This is a genomic window from Treponema peruense, assembly GCF_016117655.1.
Classification (GTDB): domain Bacteria; phylum Spirochaetota; class Spirochaetia; order Treponematales; family Treponemataceae; genus Treponema_D; species Treponema_D peruense.
Genome location: NZ_CP064936.1, coordinates 1,017,074 through 1,036,058, shown reverse-complemented (window position 1 = coordinate 1,036,058; position 18,985 = coordinate 1,017,074). Strand labels below are relative to the sequence as shown.

The window sequence follows — 18,985 nt, the reverse complement described above, 5'->3', positions numbered from 1 at the left end:
GGCTATCTGGCGTCCTTGAATATCGGTTCCAGAACTTCGCGCAGCTCAGGATAAGGTGCGTAAAAATTCTGTTCAAGTTCAGTCTGCGTAAGTCCTACAAGTTCATGGCTGTTGTAGTTGATCCACGGGTTGTCGCCGGGAGATTCAATCTCAAACTTGCGGCACCAGTAGTCAGGCTGAATTGGAAGCTGTTCCTTGTACTTGTAAATTTTGTAGTCATGCACAACAACTTTTATATTTTCGCGCGGAACACCTTTTTCGAGAAGAATTCCGACCAGATAATTGAGTGTTCTTCCTGAATCAAAAATGTCGTCAACAAGCATAACCTTGTCGCCCATGCGCAGGTAGTCCGGGGAATACGTCCAACCGTCAATTCTTACTGACTCGTGCTTGTGAACATCGCTGTAACTTCTTGCAACAACTGCGGCATAAAGAACGGGCTTGTGGTTTTTGAGCGCAACCTTGTAATATTCGCTTATGACGTTTGCCATGTAAGCGCCGCCCCGGAGTGAAGTGTAAATTATATCGGGAACAAATCCGTCTTTCTGGTAAATCTTATGGGCCAGAAGAAGTGCATCGTTTCTGACATTATCATACTGAAGAAATTCTTTCATAAAAACCTCAAAGAATATTATACAGTCATTCCGTGTTTTTTACAACGGACGGCGGTATTTTCTGTATACCTCTGAAATAATTCTGATTCCGTTTTCCACTTCATCGTCGGGACGGGCATAATTGAGTCTTATGCACTTTGAATAGTGCGGATGATTCTGTACCGGGGGAAGATCAGAGGATGAATCGGATCCGAAGAAGAAGTATTCACCCGGAACGACAATCACTCCCCTTTCCTTGAGTTTTGCATAGAATTCCATTGTTGTAATGCTTAAATCGCGCATAAGAATCCACAGAAAAATTGAACCTTCACCTTTGTGTACAGCGTAGTCGCCTCCTGCAAAATATTTGTGAATCCATTTTTGCGCAAGAAGATTTTTTCTTTCATAGAAGGGACGCACGCAACTGTCTGCATTTTTTACAAGTTCACCTGATCTTATGAGATTTGCTGCAATTGACTGACCCAGACTTCCAGAAGCAAGTGCAATAATTGAATTAAGATTTGAAAGTGCGGTAACAATTTCTTTTTTTGCAATAATTATTCCCGTGCGCAGACTTGGAAGGCCTATTTTTGAAAGGCTCATGCTCAGAATTATATTTTCGTTCCAGACAGGGGTTGCATCTTTGCTGAATATAATATGCGGCCAGGGAAGTCCGTATGCATTGTCTATTATAAGCGGAATTGAATACTTTTTGGCAAGGGCCGACAGCTTTTCGATTTCGACATCTGTAAGTACGTTTCCCGTAGGATTTGTAGGACGGCTTACACACATTGCGGCAACTTCTTCATGGTGGGAAAGATAGTTTTCTACTTTTTCGAGATCAGCAAAATACTTGAATGTATGGTCATCATATTCTTCGAATTTTGACGGAATGCTTACAAACGTGTCATTTTCTATTCCCTGGTCGGCGTATCCTACATATTCCGGAACAAGTGGAAAAAGTATTTTCTTTTTTTGCTGAACACCGTTCTGCGTAAATGTTCCCGAAAGAAGATTGAACAGATAAAAACATGCACTCTGGCTTCCGTTGCAAACAGCAACATTTTCGCTTTTTACGTTCCAGCCGTATGTTTTTGACAGATATGAAGCAACAGCCTCTATAAAATCTATCTGTCCCTGAGGGCCGTCATAGCGTCCGATAAGATCTTCAAACCTGCGGCCGTCAGACATAATCCGTTCCATTTCGCGGCGGTACATTGCCTCAATTTCGGGAATCTGTGCAGGATTTCCCCCGCCTAAAGAATAGGACGGCATTCCCGGAGGAAGCGGACTGCCCAAATCTTCCATGAGCCTTAATATTCCGGAATCACCTGTCATCTTTTTTCCAAAATCTGAAAACATTTTATATTTACCTCTTTATCTGGCTCTTCAAACATATTTGTGCGAAGGCTTCATTATTTTTTTGCAGTTTCTGTAATGCTTTTTTTTGTATTTTTTCTGGGACGCCTGTATTTTACCGAAAGGACTTCTTCTGAGGAATCAAAATCAACGGTTACCGTACCGCCGTCGGGATCTGTTCCGGCAAGAAGAATGTCTGCTACAGGATCTTCTATTTCACGCTGGATAAGCCTTCTCATAGGACGTGCACCCATTGAAGGATCATAGCCTTTTTTGGAAAGATAATCCCTTGCTTCGTCTTTTATACAAAGGCTTATGTTCTTTTCAGAAAGACGGCTGCAAAGTTCGGCAAGTTCAAGATCGAGTATTTTTGAAACCTGCTCTTTTCCCAAAGGATTGAATACAAGAATGTCATCCACGCGGTTAAGAATTTCGGGTGACATTATGCGCTTTAATTCTGAAACAGCCCCGGACTTTATGTCTTCGTAAGGAAGCACACCTTCTTCCATTGAAGTAAAGCCTACGCGTCCTTCAGATGTTATCTGCCTTGCGCCGGCGTTGCTTGTCATTATGACGACTGTGTTTCTGAAATTTACAACGTGACCAAGATTGTCCTTAAGTTCGCCTTCCTCCAGCATCTGTAGAAGAAGATTGAATATATCGCTGTGGGCCTTTTCTATTTCATCAAGAAGAACTACTGAATAAGGACGGCGCCTTACACTTTCTGTCAAGGTTCCTCCTTCTTCGTAGCCCACGTATCCCGGCGGTGCACCTACAAGTCTTGATGCGTTCTGTTTTTCCATAAAGTCGCTCATGTCTACCCTTATGAGTGCGTCTTCACTTCCGAACAGAAATTTTGCAAGGGATTTTGCAAGTTTTGTTTTACCCACGCCTGTTGGCCCAAGAAAAATGAATGAACCTACAGGACGCTTTGGAGACGAAACACCGGCCCGGCTGCGTCTTATGGCACTGCTCACGGCCTTTACAGCATCTTCCTGGCCTATAACTTCAGAACCAATGATTTTTTCCATATCAAGAAGATGCCTTCCTTCCCCGTCATCAAGCCTGTCTGTCGCTATTCCCGTAGTTGAACTTACTATTCTGCATATATCATCAACGGTTACATGTTTTCTTGAAGAGCGTACAGATTCCTTCCACTCGCTGTTAAGGAGATCTATTTTTCTTCTTACGTCAGATATTTTATCTCTTACAAGGGCAGCGCTTTCGTAGTCCTGTGAGGCAACAAGTTTTGACTTGCGTTCAGAAAGTTCTGAAAGCTGTTTTTCAAGACGATCAATTTCGGCAGGACGCACATCGCCCAGAATCTTTTTTGAGGCACCGGCTTCATCCATTACATCGATGGCTTTGTCGGGAAGAAAACGTTCAGAGATATAACGGCTGCTGTACTTTACGATTGCAGGAATTACCCCGTCGTCATAAATTACGCGGTGAAAGTCTTCATAGCGAGATTTTATTCCTTCAAGAATTTTTTCTGTATCGTGTTGTGAAGGCTCTTCTACCCTTACAACCTGGAAGCGTCTTGCAAGCGCGCTGTCTTTTTCAAGATACTTGCGGTATTCTTTTGTCGTAGTTGCACCAAGAAGCTGCATTTCTCCGCGGCTTAGTGCAGGCTTAATCATGTTGCTGGCATCCATTGAACCTTCAGGACCGCCGGCGCCGATTATTGTATGAAGCTCGTCTATGAAAAGAATTATGTTTTTGTTTTCCTTTATCTCTTTCATCACGCGCTTGAGTCTTTCTTCGAATTCACCGCGGTATTTTGTTCCTGCAATGAGGGCTGCAAGATCCAGCGCAAGAACTTTTTTTCCAAGAAGATCGCGCGGAACGTTTCTCATTGCAATGCGCTGTGCAAGACCTTCTGCAACCGCAGTTTTTCCGACACCCGGCTCTCCTACAAGAACGGGATTATTTTTTGTTCTTCTGCACAAAATCTGAACAACGCGACCTACTTCTGCATCGCGTCCTATTACAGGGTCTGTGTCGCCCTTTGCTGCTTCTGCCGTAAGATCGCGGCTGTACTGTTCAAGAAAAGAAGAGCGTGACTGTTTTTTTTCAGAAGAATAACTTCCGTCTGACATTGCATTCATTCTTGGCGGAATAAAGTTGCGTTCAATTCCCTGCTCTTCCCGGTTTTTTTGTGCAGAAGTCGGAACTTTTTTCTGAACATCACGCACTGTCTGTCTTACAGAAGAAAATTCAATTCCGGCTTTGGCAAAATATGTAGACGCAATGGACTTGGGTTCGTTTACCAGCGCCAGAAGAATATGTTCTGTTCCGGTATAGCCGTCACCCATTGTATGCGACTGGAATTCTGCATTTTTCAAAAGACCTTCTGTTCTTTCGGAAGGCGGAATATCATCAAGGCTTTTGTCTGGAAAACGCGACGGCATGCTCTGTTCCACAGCCAGCTGCATTGTAAGAACATTTATTCTCAACTGCCTGAGTGTAATATAACCGAGACCGTCTGCCGACTTTAGCAGAGCCAGAAGCATATGTTCGGGCTCGAGCTGCATGGAACCAAGCTTGCGTGCTTCATCTGGTGCCAGTGCAAGCATGAGACGCTGTGCCCTTGGGGAAAGTTTTTCTATCATCATAAAATTACCGTACCTCTGATCATTTTGATTTCAGCGGGCGCTGTTGTGCTGAATCTGCAGATTTTCAAACGCCTCCTGAAGTATAAGAGCGCGAAGCCTTTCTATTTTTTTATCTTCAGAACCACTGACATCATCTTCAAATTTAAATTTTCCGTTGTCCAGAACATATCTTAAATGACCTTCCTGAATTCTGTACAAAAGTGAATGCAAATCAGTTTCATTTATTCCGGAAAGAAAGCCCATATCAAGTGCCCACTTTACGCCGCCAGTTATTTCTATTGCTTCACGCAAAGTCACAAATACACTGGAACGCGCAATGGATGCGGCTCTGTACATATAATTCTGCACCGAACTCGGAACAGTTCTGCGGCATTCTTCACGGGCTGCCCGTTCAGCATCTATTACTTTTTTACAGAGCGCAATGATAGAAGCAACCTGATCAAATTCTGTTCCTGAAATGCAGTTTGTACTTGAAATTCTGTAGTATCCGCCAAGTGCTGCACCGTCAAAATTCCTTCCCGAAAGTACACCTGCCCCGCCGCTTGCATATTCTGCAGACATAGAAAAACCTGCGGCCGCCACTTCTTCTGAAAGTGAACGTATACGTCCCAACATGCACAAAGAAGGAAGGTGTGCAGAAAAAGAAAGTCTCATTCCGCTTCCGCAGTCAGCTATTGAAGATGTCAGATAACCAAAATCATAACTGGCGGCAAACTGAACAAAATGCTGAATATCAGAGTCCAGTTTGCCTGTAATTACAAGAGGTCTGTCAAAATCCATTCCTGAAAAAAAAGAAGCAATTCTTACGTGATCGCCGCAGTTTACTGTACAGGAAACTTTTCCGTCTGAGCGAAGAATTATACCCGCATTCCTGTATTCGTCAGAAGGCAGAATATTTCTTTCGCGCATAATCCTGAACGCATTGGAATCAAGAAGATTTGCAGCAACTGTCTGGTACCGCTCTGAATCTTCAAGTCTGTTGAAGGCATCAAACACGATTGACATTACACGCGCGCCGTCTGAATCATCCAGACGTTCGGGAAACGGGAAATTGGCAAGATTTCTGTGAAGTTCCACGGCCGTAGAAACAACGACATCCTGTTCGCTTCCGGGACGTGCATACCAGGTGTCGGTTATTTCAGGAGAGCTGCCCATTGTCTTCCCCCGTAAAGCTTCCGTCCCCTGACACGGCTGTCTTTTCAAGTGCCTTAAGATAATCGCGGTAAAGTGCGGCCTTTTCATAGTTTTCGGCAGCAACAGCATCATCAAGTTTGTTTCTTAAAATAATCCTGTCGTTAAGAACAGAATGTACCGTAGAAAGACGCGCAGGCATTGTTCCCTTGTACGGTTCTACCGGTCCTTTTTGTGAAAGAAGTGCGGTTACATCGTCCCTGAATATGGCATAACATTCCGGGCATCCGACATTGAGTGTCTTTTTTATTTTTCCAAGACTTGTTCCACATACAGGACAGAGTTTTTTGTCGGCTTCTTCCATTCTTCTTTTTGTATCAGCAAGTTCCTTGAACAAAACTCCAAGCGATGCCTGTATGCTTTTTGGGTCAGGATTAATTCCCCTTTCAACGGCACATTCCACGCAGATATTGATTCTGCGCTTCTGGCTGCCGCCGGTTATCTGTTCCATATAGATGACAGCTTCTCTCTCATGGCAAAAATCGCAAAGCATAAAATTCCTCTAAAAATAAGCCTGAAAATTCTTATTTAAACACCTTATTCTAGCATAAATCAGACTTTACGCAAAGTATCCAGCGGTTTTTCACGGCCTGCCCATATTGCAGGGACAGCAGAAACAGCAAAAACAAGAACCAGAGTTCCCAAAATAATGGCCAGAATACCTTCAGCCGGAACTTCAACAGGAATTTCCTGAAGATAAAAAGCAGGATCAAGTATATGCACATTTACAGTGGCACCTGCATTTTCAGGAGAAAAAAGTGCAAGCTTAAGCCGAAGGAAAAAATTTGCAACAGATTCGGCAGCGTGAATTATTGAATTGACATTTACGCCTACAAGAAGTCCTGCCGGAATACCAAGCACAAGCCCTGCAGCACCAGAAAACATTCCCGCAGCAAGAAATGAAAGCGTAATTCCGCCTGAAGAAGCACCTACACTCTTTAAGATTGCAATTTCTTTTCTGCGTTCCATCTGCACCATCACTAGGGCCGAACTTATATTTATACTTGCCACAAGAACAATCAGAAGCATTATAAGAAGAACAAGAGACTTTGTTGAAGAAAAATTTTCATACTGTGCGGCATTTTCTTCGTCCCAGCGGCTTACATAAGCACCCTCGATTCCGTCTTCCCCAAAAAGAAATTTCTGAACATCGCGCGCAATAAAAACAAAATCTTTTGAAAAAGGATTCTGCGTGGTAAGACCAATTACAAAACTTACAGAATTTCTTGCCAGTGAAGTAAAGCCTGCCTCAAGCGGAATAAAAACCCACAGCGCATCAAGTTCCTGGTAACCGCATGAAACAATTCCTGTTACGGTAAACTGCGCTACTTTCGGAACAGGACGCGCACTTCCTCCTGCGGTGATAAGAGAAATTCTGTCTCCTGGATGCACCCCAAGAAGTTCTGCAATTTTTTGTCCTATAACTGCGTTTCTGGGACTGTCAAGATCTGCCTTTCCTTCTACAACTTTCAGAAGCGAAGAAAAGCTTTCGTTTTTAACAAAGATATCAGGCTCCACTGCCCTTACCGACGCACCCGTTCTGTAACCGCCCGCCGCAGCAAGTGAACTTCCCCTTACTTCGGGAAAAGCGCCTGTTATGGTTTCAAGTTTTAGAATTTTGGCGGCGGCTTCCTGCATTGCAGAGGCACTTTGGGCAGATGCAGATGATGAGTCAAGGTGAACGCTTATGTCGTGGGATGAAAGATGTATAAGACGTCCTGTCATTCCCTGAATCATTCCTTCACTAATTATAAGAATTGCAACAAGCGGAACAAGGCTTATTCCAATGCAGAGTGTTGCCCCCAGCAAACTGCGTCTTCCATTCGAGGATGTACGGCGGGTACTATGTCCGGGGAACAGCAGTCTTTTTGCATACATCAGTGATGAACGCACTGTCATCAGAAAGCCTCCGAGAGCCTGCCCGACTCTATTCTGTATTTTATGTCACCGCGTGACGCAAGTGTCATATCGTGTGTTACAAGCAGAAGCGTTTTGTTGTATTTTTCTGCCATGGTAAAAAGCAGGTTTCCTATAAGGGCTGCATTTGCCGGATCAAGGTTTCCTGTAGGTTCATCTGCAAGAATAAGTTCTGGGTCATTTACAAGACTTCTTGCAACGGCGACACGCTGTCTTTCCCCTCCAGAAAGCTGAGACGGAAGATGTTCTGCACGTGAAGAAAGACCTACATCATTCAAAAGCGATTTTGCTTTTTCCATAGCCGCGCGTTTTGGAACACCAGCCATATAGGCCGGAAGAAAAACATTTTCCAAAGCGGTAAAATCTTTCAAAAGATAATGGAACTGGAATATAAGACCAAGAACCGAGCGCCTGAATTCGGGAAGAGAGCGTTCATTCATTTTTGCCACATCTTTTCCGTTAACGCAGACACTTCCGCCTGTTACAGAATCAAGGCCGGCAATTATATTGAGCAGAGTTGATTTTCCGCTTCCGCTTTCACCGACAATAACGCATTTTGTTCCTCGAGAAACCGACATATCCAGATCTTTCAGTATTGTAAGATTTTCACTTCCGGTAACATATGTTTTTTCAAGAGCGCTGATTTTTAAAATAATATTATCTGCATCATTCATCTCTGAGCACCTCTGCTACTTTCATTTTCAATATATTTCTTCCGGCAAGGGCTGCTGCCAGAACTGACGAAAAAATTCCGAATAAAAAAACAAACGCAACTTCCTGTGGGAACATTCTTGCAGGAATATTGGCATACACTGCAAACATCGGGTTTTCGGAAAGATAAGGAAGCGACTGCGGTGAAATTATCGAATAAATTATGTACATAAAAAAATACTGCGCCTTTGACAAAAAGGTAAAAACGCCTTCTATGTTAAGACACAAAAAAATCCCAAGAAGAAGTCCCGGAACACAGCCCCCGATTCCTACAGAAGCGCCCTGCATTACAAACACGTTTTGAACGTCACGCGGATGTGCGCCAAGGGCTGAAAGAACCGCAATATCATCTTTACGCTCATACACAAGTCTCCGCATTCCGTTGTAAATGTTTACAGCAACGACAACAAAAATCAGCAGAATAAGAAGGAACATCATTGTCTTTTCCATTCTTAGTGCACCAAAAAAACTTCTGTTGTAATCGCGCCAGACCGAAACCTGTGCATCAGGAAATTTATTCTTAACGGCTCCAAGAAAAGCCATTTCCCCAGAAGAACCGGATGTTTTTATTCCGAAAGTTTTTTTTGCCCCGGCACCGAAATTCGTTTTTCCGGCATCAAGGCTTATAAAAGAATATGCGGCGTTTATGTCAGAATATCCGCAGAAAAAAATTCCCTTTACGACAAACTGCCTGTTTGCAGAAAGAAGGCTTACGTCAGAAGAACCGCTGAGCGCAAGTATGTTAACGCGACTTCCTACATGAAGTCCCAGATTGTGTGCCAGAGTGTTTCCTACAATTATTCCGTCACCGCCCGAAAGATCAAATTTTCCTGCAACCATGCGCAGCTGTTTCTTAAAGCCTGCATCTTCCTGCATTGTATTCTGCGGAACAGCACGTACAAGGGCTGCACTCTGACGACCGCCTGTTCCTGCCATAAGCCCCTGGGCTTCATAAAACGGAACAACACATTCAACGTCACTGCGACCCGAACACCACGACAAAAATTCTTCTTCCTGCTGCTCCGTAATATTTGAAACGCGCGCATCATACGAACTTATTTCCATAATGGCATCCTTAAAACTCATCTGAAAACCGTTCATAACGCTCAATACAACAATGAGGGATGCAACACCAAAACAAAGTCCCAACGAAGCAAGTGCCGAAGTTACCGAAGTACGTCCCTTTCTGTTTATTCTGCTGATTCTTCTGGACACAAAATAAATCCACTTAAAGCCGCTCAAAACTACCTTCCTTCTTCAAAGCCCGGTGACGAAATCTTTTCATCAGTCCTGATTCCATTTTCATAGCGAGCAATAACAGTAAAGCCGCCGTCAAAGTACATTGTTTCAATACAGGTTTTGTCATCAAGATATCTGCTTACAAGCCTGAGTTTTCCGTTTTCATAAAAACGCATATCCGGTGTCTGAGAAATTCCTGTATAAGAAAAAACTTTTTTTCGTACAAAGCCGCTGTCATTTTTATTTTCTTCTTCCGCGGAATACAAAATTTCTTCTTCAGAAAGAATTCTTTTTTCACTGTCCCATGTCATGCTCACAGAAGATTCAAGAATCTTAATATCAGGAAGCGGATTATTTTCTGTCGAAAGTGGATCTTTTTTTACCGAATAAAAACTGCGTTTTGTAACAAGACCCGCAGCATTTTTTTCAGAAACAACAACCGTCCCTGCAGCAAAATTTTCTTCTGTCACAACAGACTCTCCCAGTGCCGAATAAGTCCAGGAAGTCTTTGAAAGCAGAACAGAGTCTTTTTCTGTTGAAGCATTTTCCCAGACAAGTTTTTCTTTCGGAAGATAATCACTGTCAAATTCAACGCGGGTAACACAATCACTGTTAACAGACACAAGCGACTGCCCAAGAGAAGAATCAACTTCTTTTGTATATGAAGCAAGCGGAATAAATTTTTCTTCGCCGTATTCAAACAGTCTCATTTTATTTTCTGAATCCAGATACAAACGTTCCGATACAGGTTTTTCTTCTTCGGAAACATTTGCGACATTTTCTTCTGAAAAAAAATCCTGCGGAATTGCGTCATCGGTTGCAAAGAGAAAATTCTGCACTGATTTTATTTTTTCTTCAACGGACTCTTCTCTTCTTTGTTCCGAAACAAAAAGCTGCGGCACAGGAAGAACGGCCTTAAACCATTTCTGAGAGGCATAAAGATTCGGAAAGAGAAGATAAAATGAGAGAACAGCAGTGGCAAAATCCATTGTTAAAGTCCCAGAAATTCCTTTATATACCCCTGCGGATTGAATTGTGCAATATCTGCATATTTTTCACCGTTGCATACAAATGCTGCAGGAATTCCCAATTCCTTTCCTATAGAAATAAGAACGCCACCGCGTGCAGTAGAGTCATATTTTGTAAGAACAAGAGCGTCTACACCGACTGCCTCATTAAACACTTCTGCCTGCCTGAGTGCATTCTGTCCTGTTGTCGCGTCAATCACAAGAATTTTTTTATAACAGCCTTCATCAGCTTTTGATGCTGCAATTCTGTCTATCTTCTTGAGCTCGTTAACAAGATTTTCTTTATTGTGAAGACGGCCCGCAGTATCGGCAAGAACGAGTCCCCCTCCACCGGCACGGCAGGCTTCGGCAGCGTCAAAAACAACGGCCGAAGGATCACTTCCCATCTGGTGCTTTACAACGCGTATTCCGAGTTTTTCGCCGTGCATTGCAATCTGGTCAACAGCAGCGGCCCTGAACGTATCGGAGGCAGCCATAATTACACCGGTTCCGGCAGAAGAAAAAAGTTTTGCCATTTTTGCAACGCTCGTAGTTTTGCCGACACCGTTAACACCAAGAACCATATAAACATTTACTTTTCCTTCGACGGGTGAAAGTTTTTGTGCATGGACAAATTCCAAAAGTATTTTTTCAAGTTCAGAAGTAATTGCGTTTTCGCCTGAAACTTTTCCTTCGCGGCATTTTTTTTCAAGACTGTCTACAATTTCTACAGCAGTGCGGGCACCAACGTCCCCTTCAATAAGAGCATCAGTGAGTTCTTCAAAAAAATCAGAATCGCTGTTTTTATGTATTCCGAACAATGCCTTGAGTTTCTGTCCAAAAGAAGTTTTTGCCATAATTACCTCTAAAAAAATATTTAAAATTATTTATCTGCATTTTCAGCGGACGTTTCTTCAGAAACATCAGAAGCCTCTTCCAAAACTTCAGAAGAAACTTTTTCATCCACAATCAAAAGAGACTTTTCCCTTGCCGCTTCAATAGTATCATCATCGGCATAAACTGCATTCTGCGGAAGAACAGAACTGGCAGCCCTGAGATAACGCACCAATTCAAACACAAAGAAAGAAGCACACGCAATTGTTATACCGCCAGAAACAATACGAACTGTATTCCATTTTTCAACTTCAGAAATATCACCCAGATATCCTGAATTATATGCGTTCACAGAAGAATTATATTTTCCTGTTCCAAACAAAGTTACAGGAAGTGAAAGAACCAGTGCAGTATATCCCCTGTATGTCCAAATTCGTCTTTTGTCAATAACCGCAGCATTGTCAACGCTCTTTCCCTTTACCACAAGCTGCACCCCGTCTTTCTGAAGATTTTCAGGAATGTAATAAAAAAATCCAAGTTTGTCTCCGGGCTTCTCTACAATTCTTGTTTTTTTCTTACCGGAACTATCAGTATATTCTTCTTCTACTTTTTCAATTCCTCTTTCTTCAGAAACAAACCGTCCCATAACAGGACTTCCGTTTACAGTAGCCGAAGCAGACGGAATTCCATGTGAAATTCTTCCCGAAAAAATTCCGTCGGCATAAAGACTTCCCGGAACAGGATCAAAAAGAGTCAGGCTTACTACGGCAGGATTTGTTTTTTCCATGGGAATAAAAACCCTGTGCTGAATTCCGCCGGAAAAATTATATGCCAAAGATTTTGAAACAAAACCGTCACATTCAACTTCAAGCGAATGAATTCCGGGACGCGCAATTATTTTAGGCGGAACTTTATTGTATACAACTCCGTCAAAAATAATTTTTACAGAAGAACGGCATTCCTCAGGCTGAATATCAAAAAAAATTTCTGCCGGAAGACTGTTCGTCACAACTGGAACAATATAGCGCGCAATGTTTCCTGCAATGCTTATTACATCAGAAAGCGGCCCGACTTCTGTAACCGTTCCCAAAACCTTTGCGCCCGGAAAAACCCTAAGAGTGCATGTTACAGAAGCGTAGTCCCCGTAAACGTTTATCACTCCGTCAATCAGTCCGTTTATTTTGGCATCAATCACGGCTTTTTCAAACCGTCTTTCACCGACAGAACCTTCAGCTTCAAAAAGAGAATCAGGACTGTTTTTGTAAAGCACAACATGTTCTTCCCGAGCCGGAATATCAGAAGCATGATTTTTTCTTAAAAAGGGAGGCGCATGAAAAAAAGACGGCGCCTTTTTTTCAGGATCATTTTCAGAAGAATAATCGGGCGATGATTTTTTTATATTCTCATCAATATCCTTTTTTATTCCGTCAATTTTTTTTTCAATTTCTGCAATTTTCTTTTGTGCACGGTCTGCATTCCGCTCAGAAACGACAACAGAATCCCTTTCCTTCACTTCCTTCGAAAGCTGAAGAAAAAGAGACTGCCGTTCAGTGCGGAATTTTTCATACTCACGGTCCTTGAGTTCTTCTGCCGAAGTTTCTCTGTCAAGCCCGACCGAAATTCTTTCAAGAACAAGAGTGGGAATAAGGGATGCCGCGCCTTCCGCAACAGAAGAGCGTGTCCCTTTTTGGGCAAAAGAGAATTTTCTTGCCGCTATTACCCAATCATCCGCATGCAAACAGGAAAGAGCAGCTGTCATCAAAAACGATGCAACTGTTTTCCTGAGCGCAGACGGTCTCAAAAAGAACATCTTTATGCGTCGTCCCCGATATCGTCATCATCGTCAGAAGAAGATGCCGGCAGTCCCTTCCATTTTGCAGAAAGGTATTCGTCCAAAAAGCCGTCAATGTCCCCGTCCATAACACCCTGAATGTTTCCGACAGAATATTTTGTACGGTGATCCTTAACCATGGTATAAGGCTGGAAAACGTAAGAGCGGATCTGGCTTCCGAAAGAAATATCTTTTTTCTCGCCGGCAAATTTCATATTGTCCTTCTCGCGCTGTTCCTTGTAATATTCATAAAGTCTTGAACGCAGAATACTCATTGCCGTAGCTCTGTTCATAAGCTGCGAACGTTCACTTTCACACTGAACAACGATTCCTGTCGGAAGATGCGTAAAGCGTACGGCAGACTCTGTTTTGTTGACATGCTGTCCGCCTTTTCCTCCGGCCCTGAAAGTATCTATTCTCAAATCCTTCGGATCAATTTTGACTTCAATACTGTCATCCAGAACAGGAAAAACGTAAACCGATGCAAACGAAGTATGTCTTCTGGCATTTGCGTCAAAAGGACTTATTCTGACAAGTCTGTGAACACCTGCCTCACCTTTTGTATAACCGTAAACATAGGGACCCGAAATCTTCATATTGATAGACTTGAGTCCGCCTTCTGCTTCTTCTTCAGAAAGAACTTCTGTTTTGTAACCGTGGCGTTCTGCCCAGCGCTGGTACATGCGGCTGAGCATAAATGTCCAGTCACAGGCTTCGGTTCCGCCGGCTCCTGCATGAACAGAAAGGAAACAGTCGTTTTTGTCAACTTCATCACTAAGAAGATTCAATATACTTTCGTGGTCGTATTTTGCCTTTGCCTTTTCATAAAGTTCTTTAAGTTCTTTTTCGACGCTCTGGTCATTTTCTTCTACACCAAGGTCATACAGGGTTTCCATATCAGAAACTTCCTGAATAAGTTCGCGCCAGGGTTCAATTCTTCCCTTAAGCATTTTTATGTCATTCATAACCCTGGTAGCTTTGTCATTGTCGTCCCAAAAACCGGGTGCCGTAGTAAGAGCTTCTTTTTCTGCTATTTTTTTGTCAATCTCATCCGGGTCAAAGACGCCCCCAGACATCCATGATATTTTCCTTCAACTCCGAAATAGGAACTCTTAAATCCTCAAGCATAATTTATCCTCAAAAAATATTCTCCGCAAAATACATGCGGGCAAAAAACAATTTAGGTTATCTCCAAAAATTGCAATTTTTAGAGATTCCATTTATTTTGCACAGGGAGCAAAGGCACACCGTCTCCATTTTTTCTGCCGCAGTTCTGTAATTACAAACTGGCCTTCAACAGGAAACTGATAGAACCTTACTTTGTCATAATAATCTGTCACGCGGTCAATGTCTTTTTTCAATGCAACAATATCACTTTCACTAAAGCGCATATTTTCCCAGCAGAAACGCTGAATCTTCGAGAATGCAAATTTTGTCAGAATATCAGTCAAATCCTTTCCGCTTTCAATGCTACCGGGTTCGACAATTACCGAAACAAACATACAATATAGAATAAATGAAAGTGCAATTATTGTCAAACACAGGCACCGGTTTTCCAGCCGCACAAATCCTTTCCGCCAGCAAAAAACAGTTCAAAAATCTACGGGTTGAAAAATCCCTCAATTTGTTACATTATATGTGTATGAAACCAACCGGAATTTTTCACTTCCTTACAATAGTCGCAGTCTGCTCAATATTCAGAGTACCTGTTTTTTCACAAAGTGCAAGACCTGTAGTGACAGGAATAAATGCAGAAGGAACTGCAGACAATTTAATAACAGTATCATGGATTCTTCCAAAAGAGCGGCAGGGAATATATGTAAGCGGCTTTAAAATTTACAGAAATACAAGGCCAATAAAAGACTTCCGCAGCCTTACAGAACTAAAGCCACTTGCAATACTTCCAGCCGGAACAATCTCCTACACAGACACCGTAAATCCTTCGGTTGAATATTACTATGCAGTTCTTTCACTCACAAAAAGCGGTACAAAAGAAACAGAGCCGCTTTTTTATGACGAAGAGCTTGACAGCGGAACAGAACAAAATGCGGGAACCCTTCTCGAAGTGTTGATTCCGGGAGTAAATTCCACGGTAATAGGAGCAAGGTCCGTTTATTACGAAAAAAAAACAATTGTCTTCAGAAAAAACAGCAGCAAAACAGCCCACTATTGAACCAAAAACATACGAAAACGGTGAAATAAGGGAACTTCCACTTCCCTATGTAGACATTCTTGGAGACGGAACAAAACACGAAAAAACAATAAGCAAAAAAACACAAGAAACGGCGTCTTCTTTTATCAGGCAGAAAAAAGAAAGCGTACGAACAAAAAAACTCAGTCCGTATATTTTTGACGAAGACCTGATAAGTCCTCCTGGCGGTGACGACTACCTTCTGTTCGACATACTGAAGACAACGTTTATAAAGAAAAAATATTCAGACGCCGCAGTTTCTCTCCAAAAATTTCTTGCCCAGAACAGAACAAAAGAAACTTCAGCGCGGGCAGCTTTTTATCTTGGAGAATCCCATTACTTTATGGAAAATTACGACACAGCTGTCAGTGTATTTCTAGGTCTCGCAGAAACCTATCCCCAACTTACAAACCGCTGGATAGAAAGTTCCTTGGATTTGTACCGGGCACCAATAGAACAATAAATGTATGTCCAAGCAGCCTGCACAAAAAAGCGGGCTGTTTTTTTTAATCAAATTATATTTCTGATAAGACCAACCAGTTCTGATTCTCTTGGCTGAATTTTAAGCGCCTCTTTAACAGAAGAAGCATCTTCATTACTTTCTGAATTCTGAACCACAGGCTCTCCAGAAGAATCAGCGGCAGGTCTTGCAGAAGAAGCAACACTTTCACTGCTGCCGGAATTTTCAGAAAGTTCCACAAGAACAACTTCATCCCCTGCATTCATCACATCATAAAAACCGCGTTTTTTGTATTCACCGGAACACAGTTCTTCATTGACAGTGACGGCCGTAAAGGTACCAAGAATATTTTTTTCATCATAAGTAATTCCCGGTCCCCTGTCTTTTGTGCGTATACTGCCCCTGCGTACAACATCAAATTTTGAACCTGCCGTTATTCCGTCACTGCGCCCCAAATCTACCAGAAGTGTTCCGTTTGTTGCCGAAACAATCTTTCCGCGAATAGGAAGAATGTCCAGAACAGACCGTCTGAATCTTCGCAGAGTGCGCGCCATACAGTCATTGCCTGTCCTGTATATGTCAATTTCAGTAGTTTTTGTTCCCGTCCTTGCAGAATATATATAAGCCTTGAGTCCAAAGGAACGTTCGCTTTCTTCGGGGGAAATAATAATAAAATAATCCCTTCCCGAAGAGCGCGCGTGACGGAATGCATCAGAATAACCGCCGATCGGTTCCGTAAGAACATCTACAGAAGTGGATGGAACTGCAGAAAAAATATCACCGGCCGCACGAACAGCAATCTCTTCCAAGTCGGCGTGAATAAGCCTTACATTTTTTTTCTGAAAGTAAAGACCAATGTTCCACCGCGTTTTGTCCAGATAAAACGGATCCACATTCCATCGTTCTGAAAGATTTCCGGCCATTAAATTCTTCAAGGCTTCAGCGGAATCTTCATTACGAATTTGAACAGCGGTCTTTTTGACTTCCGGCGAATTTTCATTTCTGCGTACATTATCTTCCTGCGTCACAACCGGAACAGAATTTGCACTTATAAAATCAAGCTGTTTCAGGTAAAGTTCGTAAAGCCCTTCCCTGCTGAGCAAATCTGCAAAGTTCTGTCTTACTGACAAATCAAGCGGTGCTACAGAAAGAGCTTTCTGATATTCAAAACGTTCCCCCGGGCCGTCAAATTTAGCGGCATATTCACGGGCTTTTGAAATATGAAAAGAAGCCCAACCCTGCCGTCTGCTGTCTTCTACGGGAATATTGTCGGCAACAGTTTGTTCAAAACAGGCACGCATCACTTCATCCTGTGGGTTCAGCGAAAGACCTGTTTCAAAACTTTTAAGAGCGCCTTCAACATCACCCTTCTTTTTCTGCGAAAGGCCCATAAGATACCACGCGTCAGAAAGATTTCTGTTTCTTCCTATCCTGAACAAACATATATCCAAAACTTCATCATACCGGCCTTGAGTATAAAGTATAGACGAAAGAAGAGCATAGGCATCATCAAAATCCGTCTGAATCTGAATTGCACTTCTCGCACGGAGTTCTGCTTCACGAAGATTTCCGCTTTTTGCAGCAAGATAGGCAGCCAGGTAATGAACTTCCGAAGATCCGCTGTGTGACTCCAGTGCCTGCGATATATAATTTGCAGCCGACTCTGTTTTTCCCATTTCTGCGCTGACCAGGGCAAGACTCAAAAGAGCCTTGCGGTTGGTTCCATCACGTTTAAGCGCTTCGGAATACAAAAATTCGGCAGAAGAAATTTTTCCGTCAAGAAGATCCAGTTCTGCGAGTCCAAAACGGGCATCAATATTATTGGGACTTGTTTCAAGTATGGAAGAAAAAATCTTTTCTGCTTCATCAAGACGTCCAAGACAAACAAGAGACATTCCCTGAAGATTTCGCACAGAATCCATGTTTTTTGAATATTTCTCTGCATTACCGGCATATTCCAAAGCCAGATCATAATTCTTTAGATTGTAACAGCACAGTGCAAGACTATACCAGGCATCACCGTACTTTGGGTTCAATTCCAGTGCCTCACGGTAAAGTTCTGTAGCCCCCAAAAAATCATTACGGTTTCTAAGTTGTTCAGCTTCAGAAAAATAATCCAGCGCAGAATAAGTTCCTGAAGGAACAGCAAAAGCATAAACAGCTGCAAACAAAGAGAGAAATACAAATAAAATGAATTTACATGCAGATTTTTTCAAGTATCACTCCGTAAAAGGCAAATTAATTTCTGTCATCTTCCGATCCGTGATAAACGACTTTAATTGTATTGACTTTATGGCCTTCCATTTCCTGAACTATAAAATCATACTGATTCCACGAAACTTTTTCAAATTTAACAGGAATTTTCCCGAACAAATCAAAAACAAATCCGCCCAGAGTATCAAAATCTTCAGCCGGGAAAGATGCCCCTATTGTTTCATTAAGATTATCCAGATCCACGCGGGCATCACAAATCCACACATTGTTTCCCAGAGAAATTATATCTTCCCTTTCGTTGTCAAACTCATCCTGAATATCACCGACAATTTCTTCTATAATATCTTCCATGCAGACAATGCCACTTATTCCGCCGTATTCATCAATTGCGATGGCAATATGAAGATGCTTTCTTTTGAATTCGCGCAGCAGTCCGTCAATACGTTTGCTTTCCGGAACAAAATATGCCTTGCGTATAATGCGCTCCAAATCAACGCTCTGCCTGTTTGCAAAAGCCTTAATCAAATCCTTTACATACAGAACGCCAACAACATTATCTATCGAACCTGAATAAACAGGAAACCTCGAGTGTCCGCTTTCGGTAACACGCTTAAGAAGTTCTTCTTCAGGAGTTTCTATCGAAATAAAATCCACATCAATTCTGGGAACCATAACTTCTTTTACCGTAGTAACAGAAAGATCTTCAACTCCCTGAATCATGTCATTTTTTTCTTCGGCAAGTAAATCCTGCTGTTTTTCATCCACTGCAAGTGAAGAATTGTCTTCTTTTTTTGACTTTTTTTTACCAAACATAAATAAACCC

General features: G+C 42.3%; 17 protein-coding genes. 2 read left to right on the top strand and 15 right to left on the bottom strand.

Annotation, left to right across the window (positions count from 1 at the left end; genetic code table 11):
• Positions 1–2 precede the first annotated feature (2 nt).
• From IWA51_RS04750 to IWA51_RS04690, 13 genes are all read right to left on the bottom strand, one after another.
• Positions 3–614 carry a phosphoribosyltransferase gene (locus tag IWA51_RS04750; protein WP_177527406.1) on the bottom strand — a complete coding sequence of 204 codons (612 nt, stop codon included), beginning with the start codon at positions 612–614 and terminating at the stop codon, positions 3–5.
• Between the two features lie 39 nt (positions 615–653).
• A complete protein-coding gene (locus IWA51_RS04745; RefSeq protein WP_198443418.1) occupies positions 654–1,955 on the bottom strand; it encodes a valine--pyruvate transaminase in 1,302 nt (433 codons plus the stop codon).
• 53 nt (positions 1,956–2,008) lie between these two features.
• Positions 2,009–4,567 carry an ATP-dependent Clp protease ATP-binding subunit gene (locus tag IWA51_RS04740; RefSeq protein ID WP_230402712.1) on the bottom strand — a complete coding sequence of 853 codons (2,559 nt, stop codon included), beginning with the start codon at positions 4,565–4,567 and terminating at the stop codon, positions 2,009–2,011.
• Between the two features lie 30 nt (positions 4,568–4,597).
• Positions 4,598–5,722, bottom strand: a complete 1,125-nt coding sequence (locus IWA51_RS04735) for a hypothetical protein (protein ID WP_198443417.1) — start codon at positions 5,720–5,722, stop codon at positions 4,598–4,600.
• The gene (locus IWA51_RS04730; RefSeq protein ID WP_177527403.1) at positions 5,706–6,251 is read right to left on the bottom strand and encodes a UvrB/UvrC motif-containing protein; all 546 of its coding nucleotides are present in this window, start codon (positions 6,249–6,251) and stop codon (positions 5,706–5,708) included. The genes IWA51_RS04735 and IWA51_RS04730 overlap by 17 nt, the downstream gene beginning before the upstream one ends.
• A gap of 59 nt (positions 6,252–6,310) precedes the next feature.
• Positions 6,311–7,657, bottom strand: coding sequence for an ABC transporter permease (locus tag IWA51_RS04725; RefSeq protein ID WP_198443416.1), 1,347 nt, complete (start codon positions 7,655–7,657; stop codon positions 6,311–6,313).
• Positions 7,657–8,349, bottom strand: coding sequence for an ABC transporter ATP-binding protein (locus IWA51_RS04720; RefSeq protein WP_177527401.1), 693 nt, complete (start codon positions 8,347–8,349; stop codon positions 7,657–7,659). The genes IWA51_RS04725 and IWA51_RS04720 overlap by 1 nt, the downstream gene beginning before the upstream one ends.
• A complete protein-coding gene (locus IWA51_RS04715) occupies positions 8,342–9,628 on the bottom strand; it encodes an ABC transporter permease (RefSeq protein WP_198443415.1) in 1,287 nt (428 codons plus the stop codon). The genes IWA51_RS04720 and IWA51_RS04715 overlap by 8 nt, the downstream gene beginning before the upstream one ends.
• A 2-nt stretch (positions 9,629–9,630) precedes the next feature.
• Complete coding sequence (locus IWA51_RS04710; protein WP_198443414.1) at positions 9,631–10,614, bottom strand: hypothetical protein; 984 nt, start codon at positions 10,612–10,614, stop codon at positions 9,631–9,633.
• A 2-nt stretch (positions 10,615–10,616) separates the two neighbouring features.
• Positions 10,617–11,489, bottom strand: a complete 873-nt coding sequence (ftsY, locus tag IWA51_RS04705; RefSeq protein WP_198443413.1) for a signal recognition particle-docking protein FtsY — start codon at positions 11,487–11,489, stop codon at positions 10,617–10,619.
• A 26-nt stretch (positions 11,490–11,515) separates the two neighbouring features.
• Complete coding sequence (locus tag IWA51_RS04700; protein WP_198443412.1) at positions 11,516–13,276, bottom strand: hypothetical protein; 1,761 nt, start codon at positions 13,274–13,276, stop codon at positions 11,516–11,518.
• A gap of 2 nt (positions 13,277–13,278) precedes the next feature.
• Positions 13,279–14,425 (bottom strand): peptide chain release factor 2 gene (gene prfB / locus IWA51_RS04695; RefSeq protein ID WP_177527396.1). Its coding sequence is split into 2 segments (ribosomal slippage): positions 13,279–14,355 and positions 14,357–14,425, totalling 1,146 coding nucleotides; the frame shifts between segments, so codons are not numbered across the junction.
• 92 nt (positions 14,426–14,517) lie between these two features.
• Positions 14,518–14,799, bottom strand: a complete 282-nt coding sequence (locus tag IWA51_RS04690) for a CRISPR-associated protein Cas2 (protein ID WP_177527395.1) — start codon at positions 14,797–14,799, stop codon at positions 14,518–14,520.
• A gap of 140 nt (positions 14,800–14,939) precedes the next feature.
• Here IWA51_RS04690 and IWA51_RS04685 point away from each other — a divergent pair, with 140 nt between their 5' ends.
• Both IWA51_RS04685 and IWA51_RS04680 read left to right on the top strand, forming a co-directional pair.
• Entirely contained in the window at positions 14,940–15,470 is a 531-nt protein-coding gene (locus tag IWA51_RS04685) for a hypothetical protein (protein ID WP_198443411.1), read from the top strand.
• Positions 15,430–15,951, top strand: coding sequence for a tetratricopeptide repeat protein (locus tag IWA51_RS04680; protein WP_198443410.1), 522 nt, complete (start codon positions 15,430–15,432; stop codon positions 15,949–15,951). The genes IWA51_RS04685 and IWA51_RS04680 overlap by 41 nt, the downstream gene beginning before the upstream one ends.
• A gap of 47 nt (positions 15,952–15,998) precedes the next feature.
• Here the strand turns inward: IWA51_RS04680 and IWA51_RS04675 are convergent, their stop codons facing one another.
• On the bottom strand, positions 15,999–18,164 hold the full coding sequence (locus IWA51_RS04675; protein WP_198443409.1) for a tetratricopeptide repeat protein: 2,166 nt from the start codon (positions 18,162–18,164) through the stop codon (positions 15,999–16,001).
• A gap of 22 nt (positions 18,165–18,186) precedes the next feature.
• Positions 18,187–18,975 (bottom strand): hemolysin family protein, encoded by a 789-nt coding sequence (locus IWA51_RS04670; protein ID WP_230402711.1) that lies wholly within the window; start codon positions 18,973–18,975, stop codon positions 18,187–18,189.
• Between the last annotated feature and the right edge of the window lie 10 nt (positions 18,976–18,985).

What these genes read in the sequence shown, in the direction of transcription:
- IWA51_RS04685 (WP_198443411.1), top strand. Translation starts at nt 14,940, where the DNA reads ATGAAACCAACCGGAATTTTTCACTTCCTTACAATAGTCGCAGTCTGC.
- IWA51_RS04750 (WP_177527406.1), bottom strand. Translation starts at nt 614, where the DNA reads ATGAAAGAATTTCTTCAGTATGATAATGTCAGAAACGATGCACTTCTT.
- IWA51_RS04670 (WP_230402711.1), bottom strand. Translation starts at nt 18,975, where the DNA reads ATGTTTGGTAAAAAAAAGTCAAAAAAAGAAGACAATTCTTCACTTGCA.
- IWA51_RS04720 (WP_177527401.1), bottom strand. Translation starts at nt 8,349, where the DNA reads ATGAATGATGCAGATAATATTATTTTAAAAATCAGCGCTCTTGAAAAA.
- IWA51_RS04735 (WP_198443417.1), bottom strand. Translation starts at nt 5,722, where the DNA reads ATGGGCAGCTCTCCTGAAATAACCGACACCTGGTATGCACGTCCCGGA.
- IWA51_RS04740 (WP_230402712.1), bottom strand. Translation starts at nt 4,567, where the DNA reads ATGATGATAGAAAAACTTTCCCCAAGGGCACAGCGTCTCATGCTTGCA.
- ftsY (WP_198443413.1), bottom strand. Translation starts at nt 11,489, where the DNA reads ATGGCAAAAACTTCTTTTGGACAGAAACTCAAGGCATTGTTCGGAATA.
- IWA51_RS04710 (WP_198443414.1), bottom strand. Translation starts at nt 10,614, where the DNA reads ATGGATTTTGCCACTGCTGTTCTCTCATTTTATCTTCTCTTTCCGAAT.
- IWA51_RS04730 (WP_177527403.1), bottom strand. Translation starts at nt 6,251, where the DNA reads ATGCTTTGCGATTTTTGCCATGAGAGAGAAGCTGTCATCTATATGGAA.
- IWA51_RS04745 (WP_198443418.1), bottom strand. Translation starts at nt 1,955, where the DNA reads ATGTTTTCAGATTTTGGAAAAAAGATGACAGGTGATTCCGGAATATTA.
- IWA51_RS04725 (WP_198443416.1), bottom strand. Translation starts at nt 7,657, where the DNA reads ATGACAGTGCGTTCATCACTGATGTATGCAAAAAGACTGCTGTTCCCC.
- IWA51_RS04700 (WP_198443412.1), bottom strand. Translation starts at nt 13,276, where the DNA reads ATGTTCTTTTTGAGACCGTCTGCGCTCAGGAAAACAGTTGCATCGTTT.
- IWA51_RS04690 (WP_177527395.1), bottom strand. Translation starts at nt 14,799, where the DNA reads ATGTTTGTTTCGGTAATTGTCGAACCCGGTAGCATTGAAAGCGGAAAG.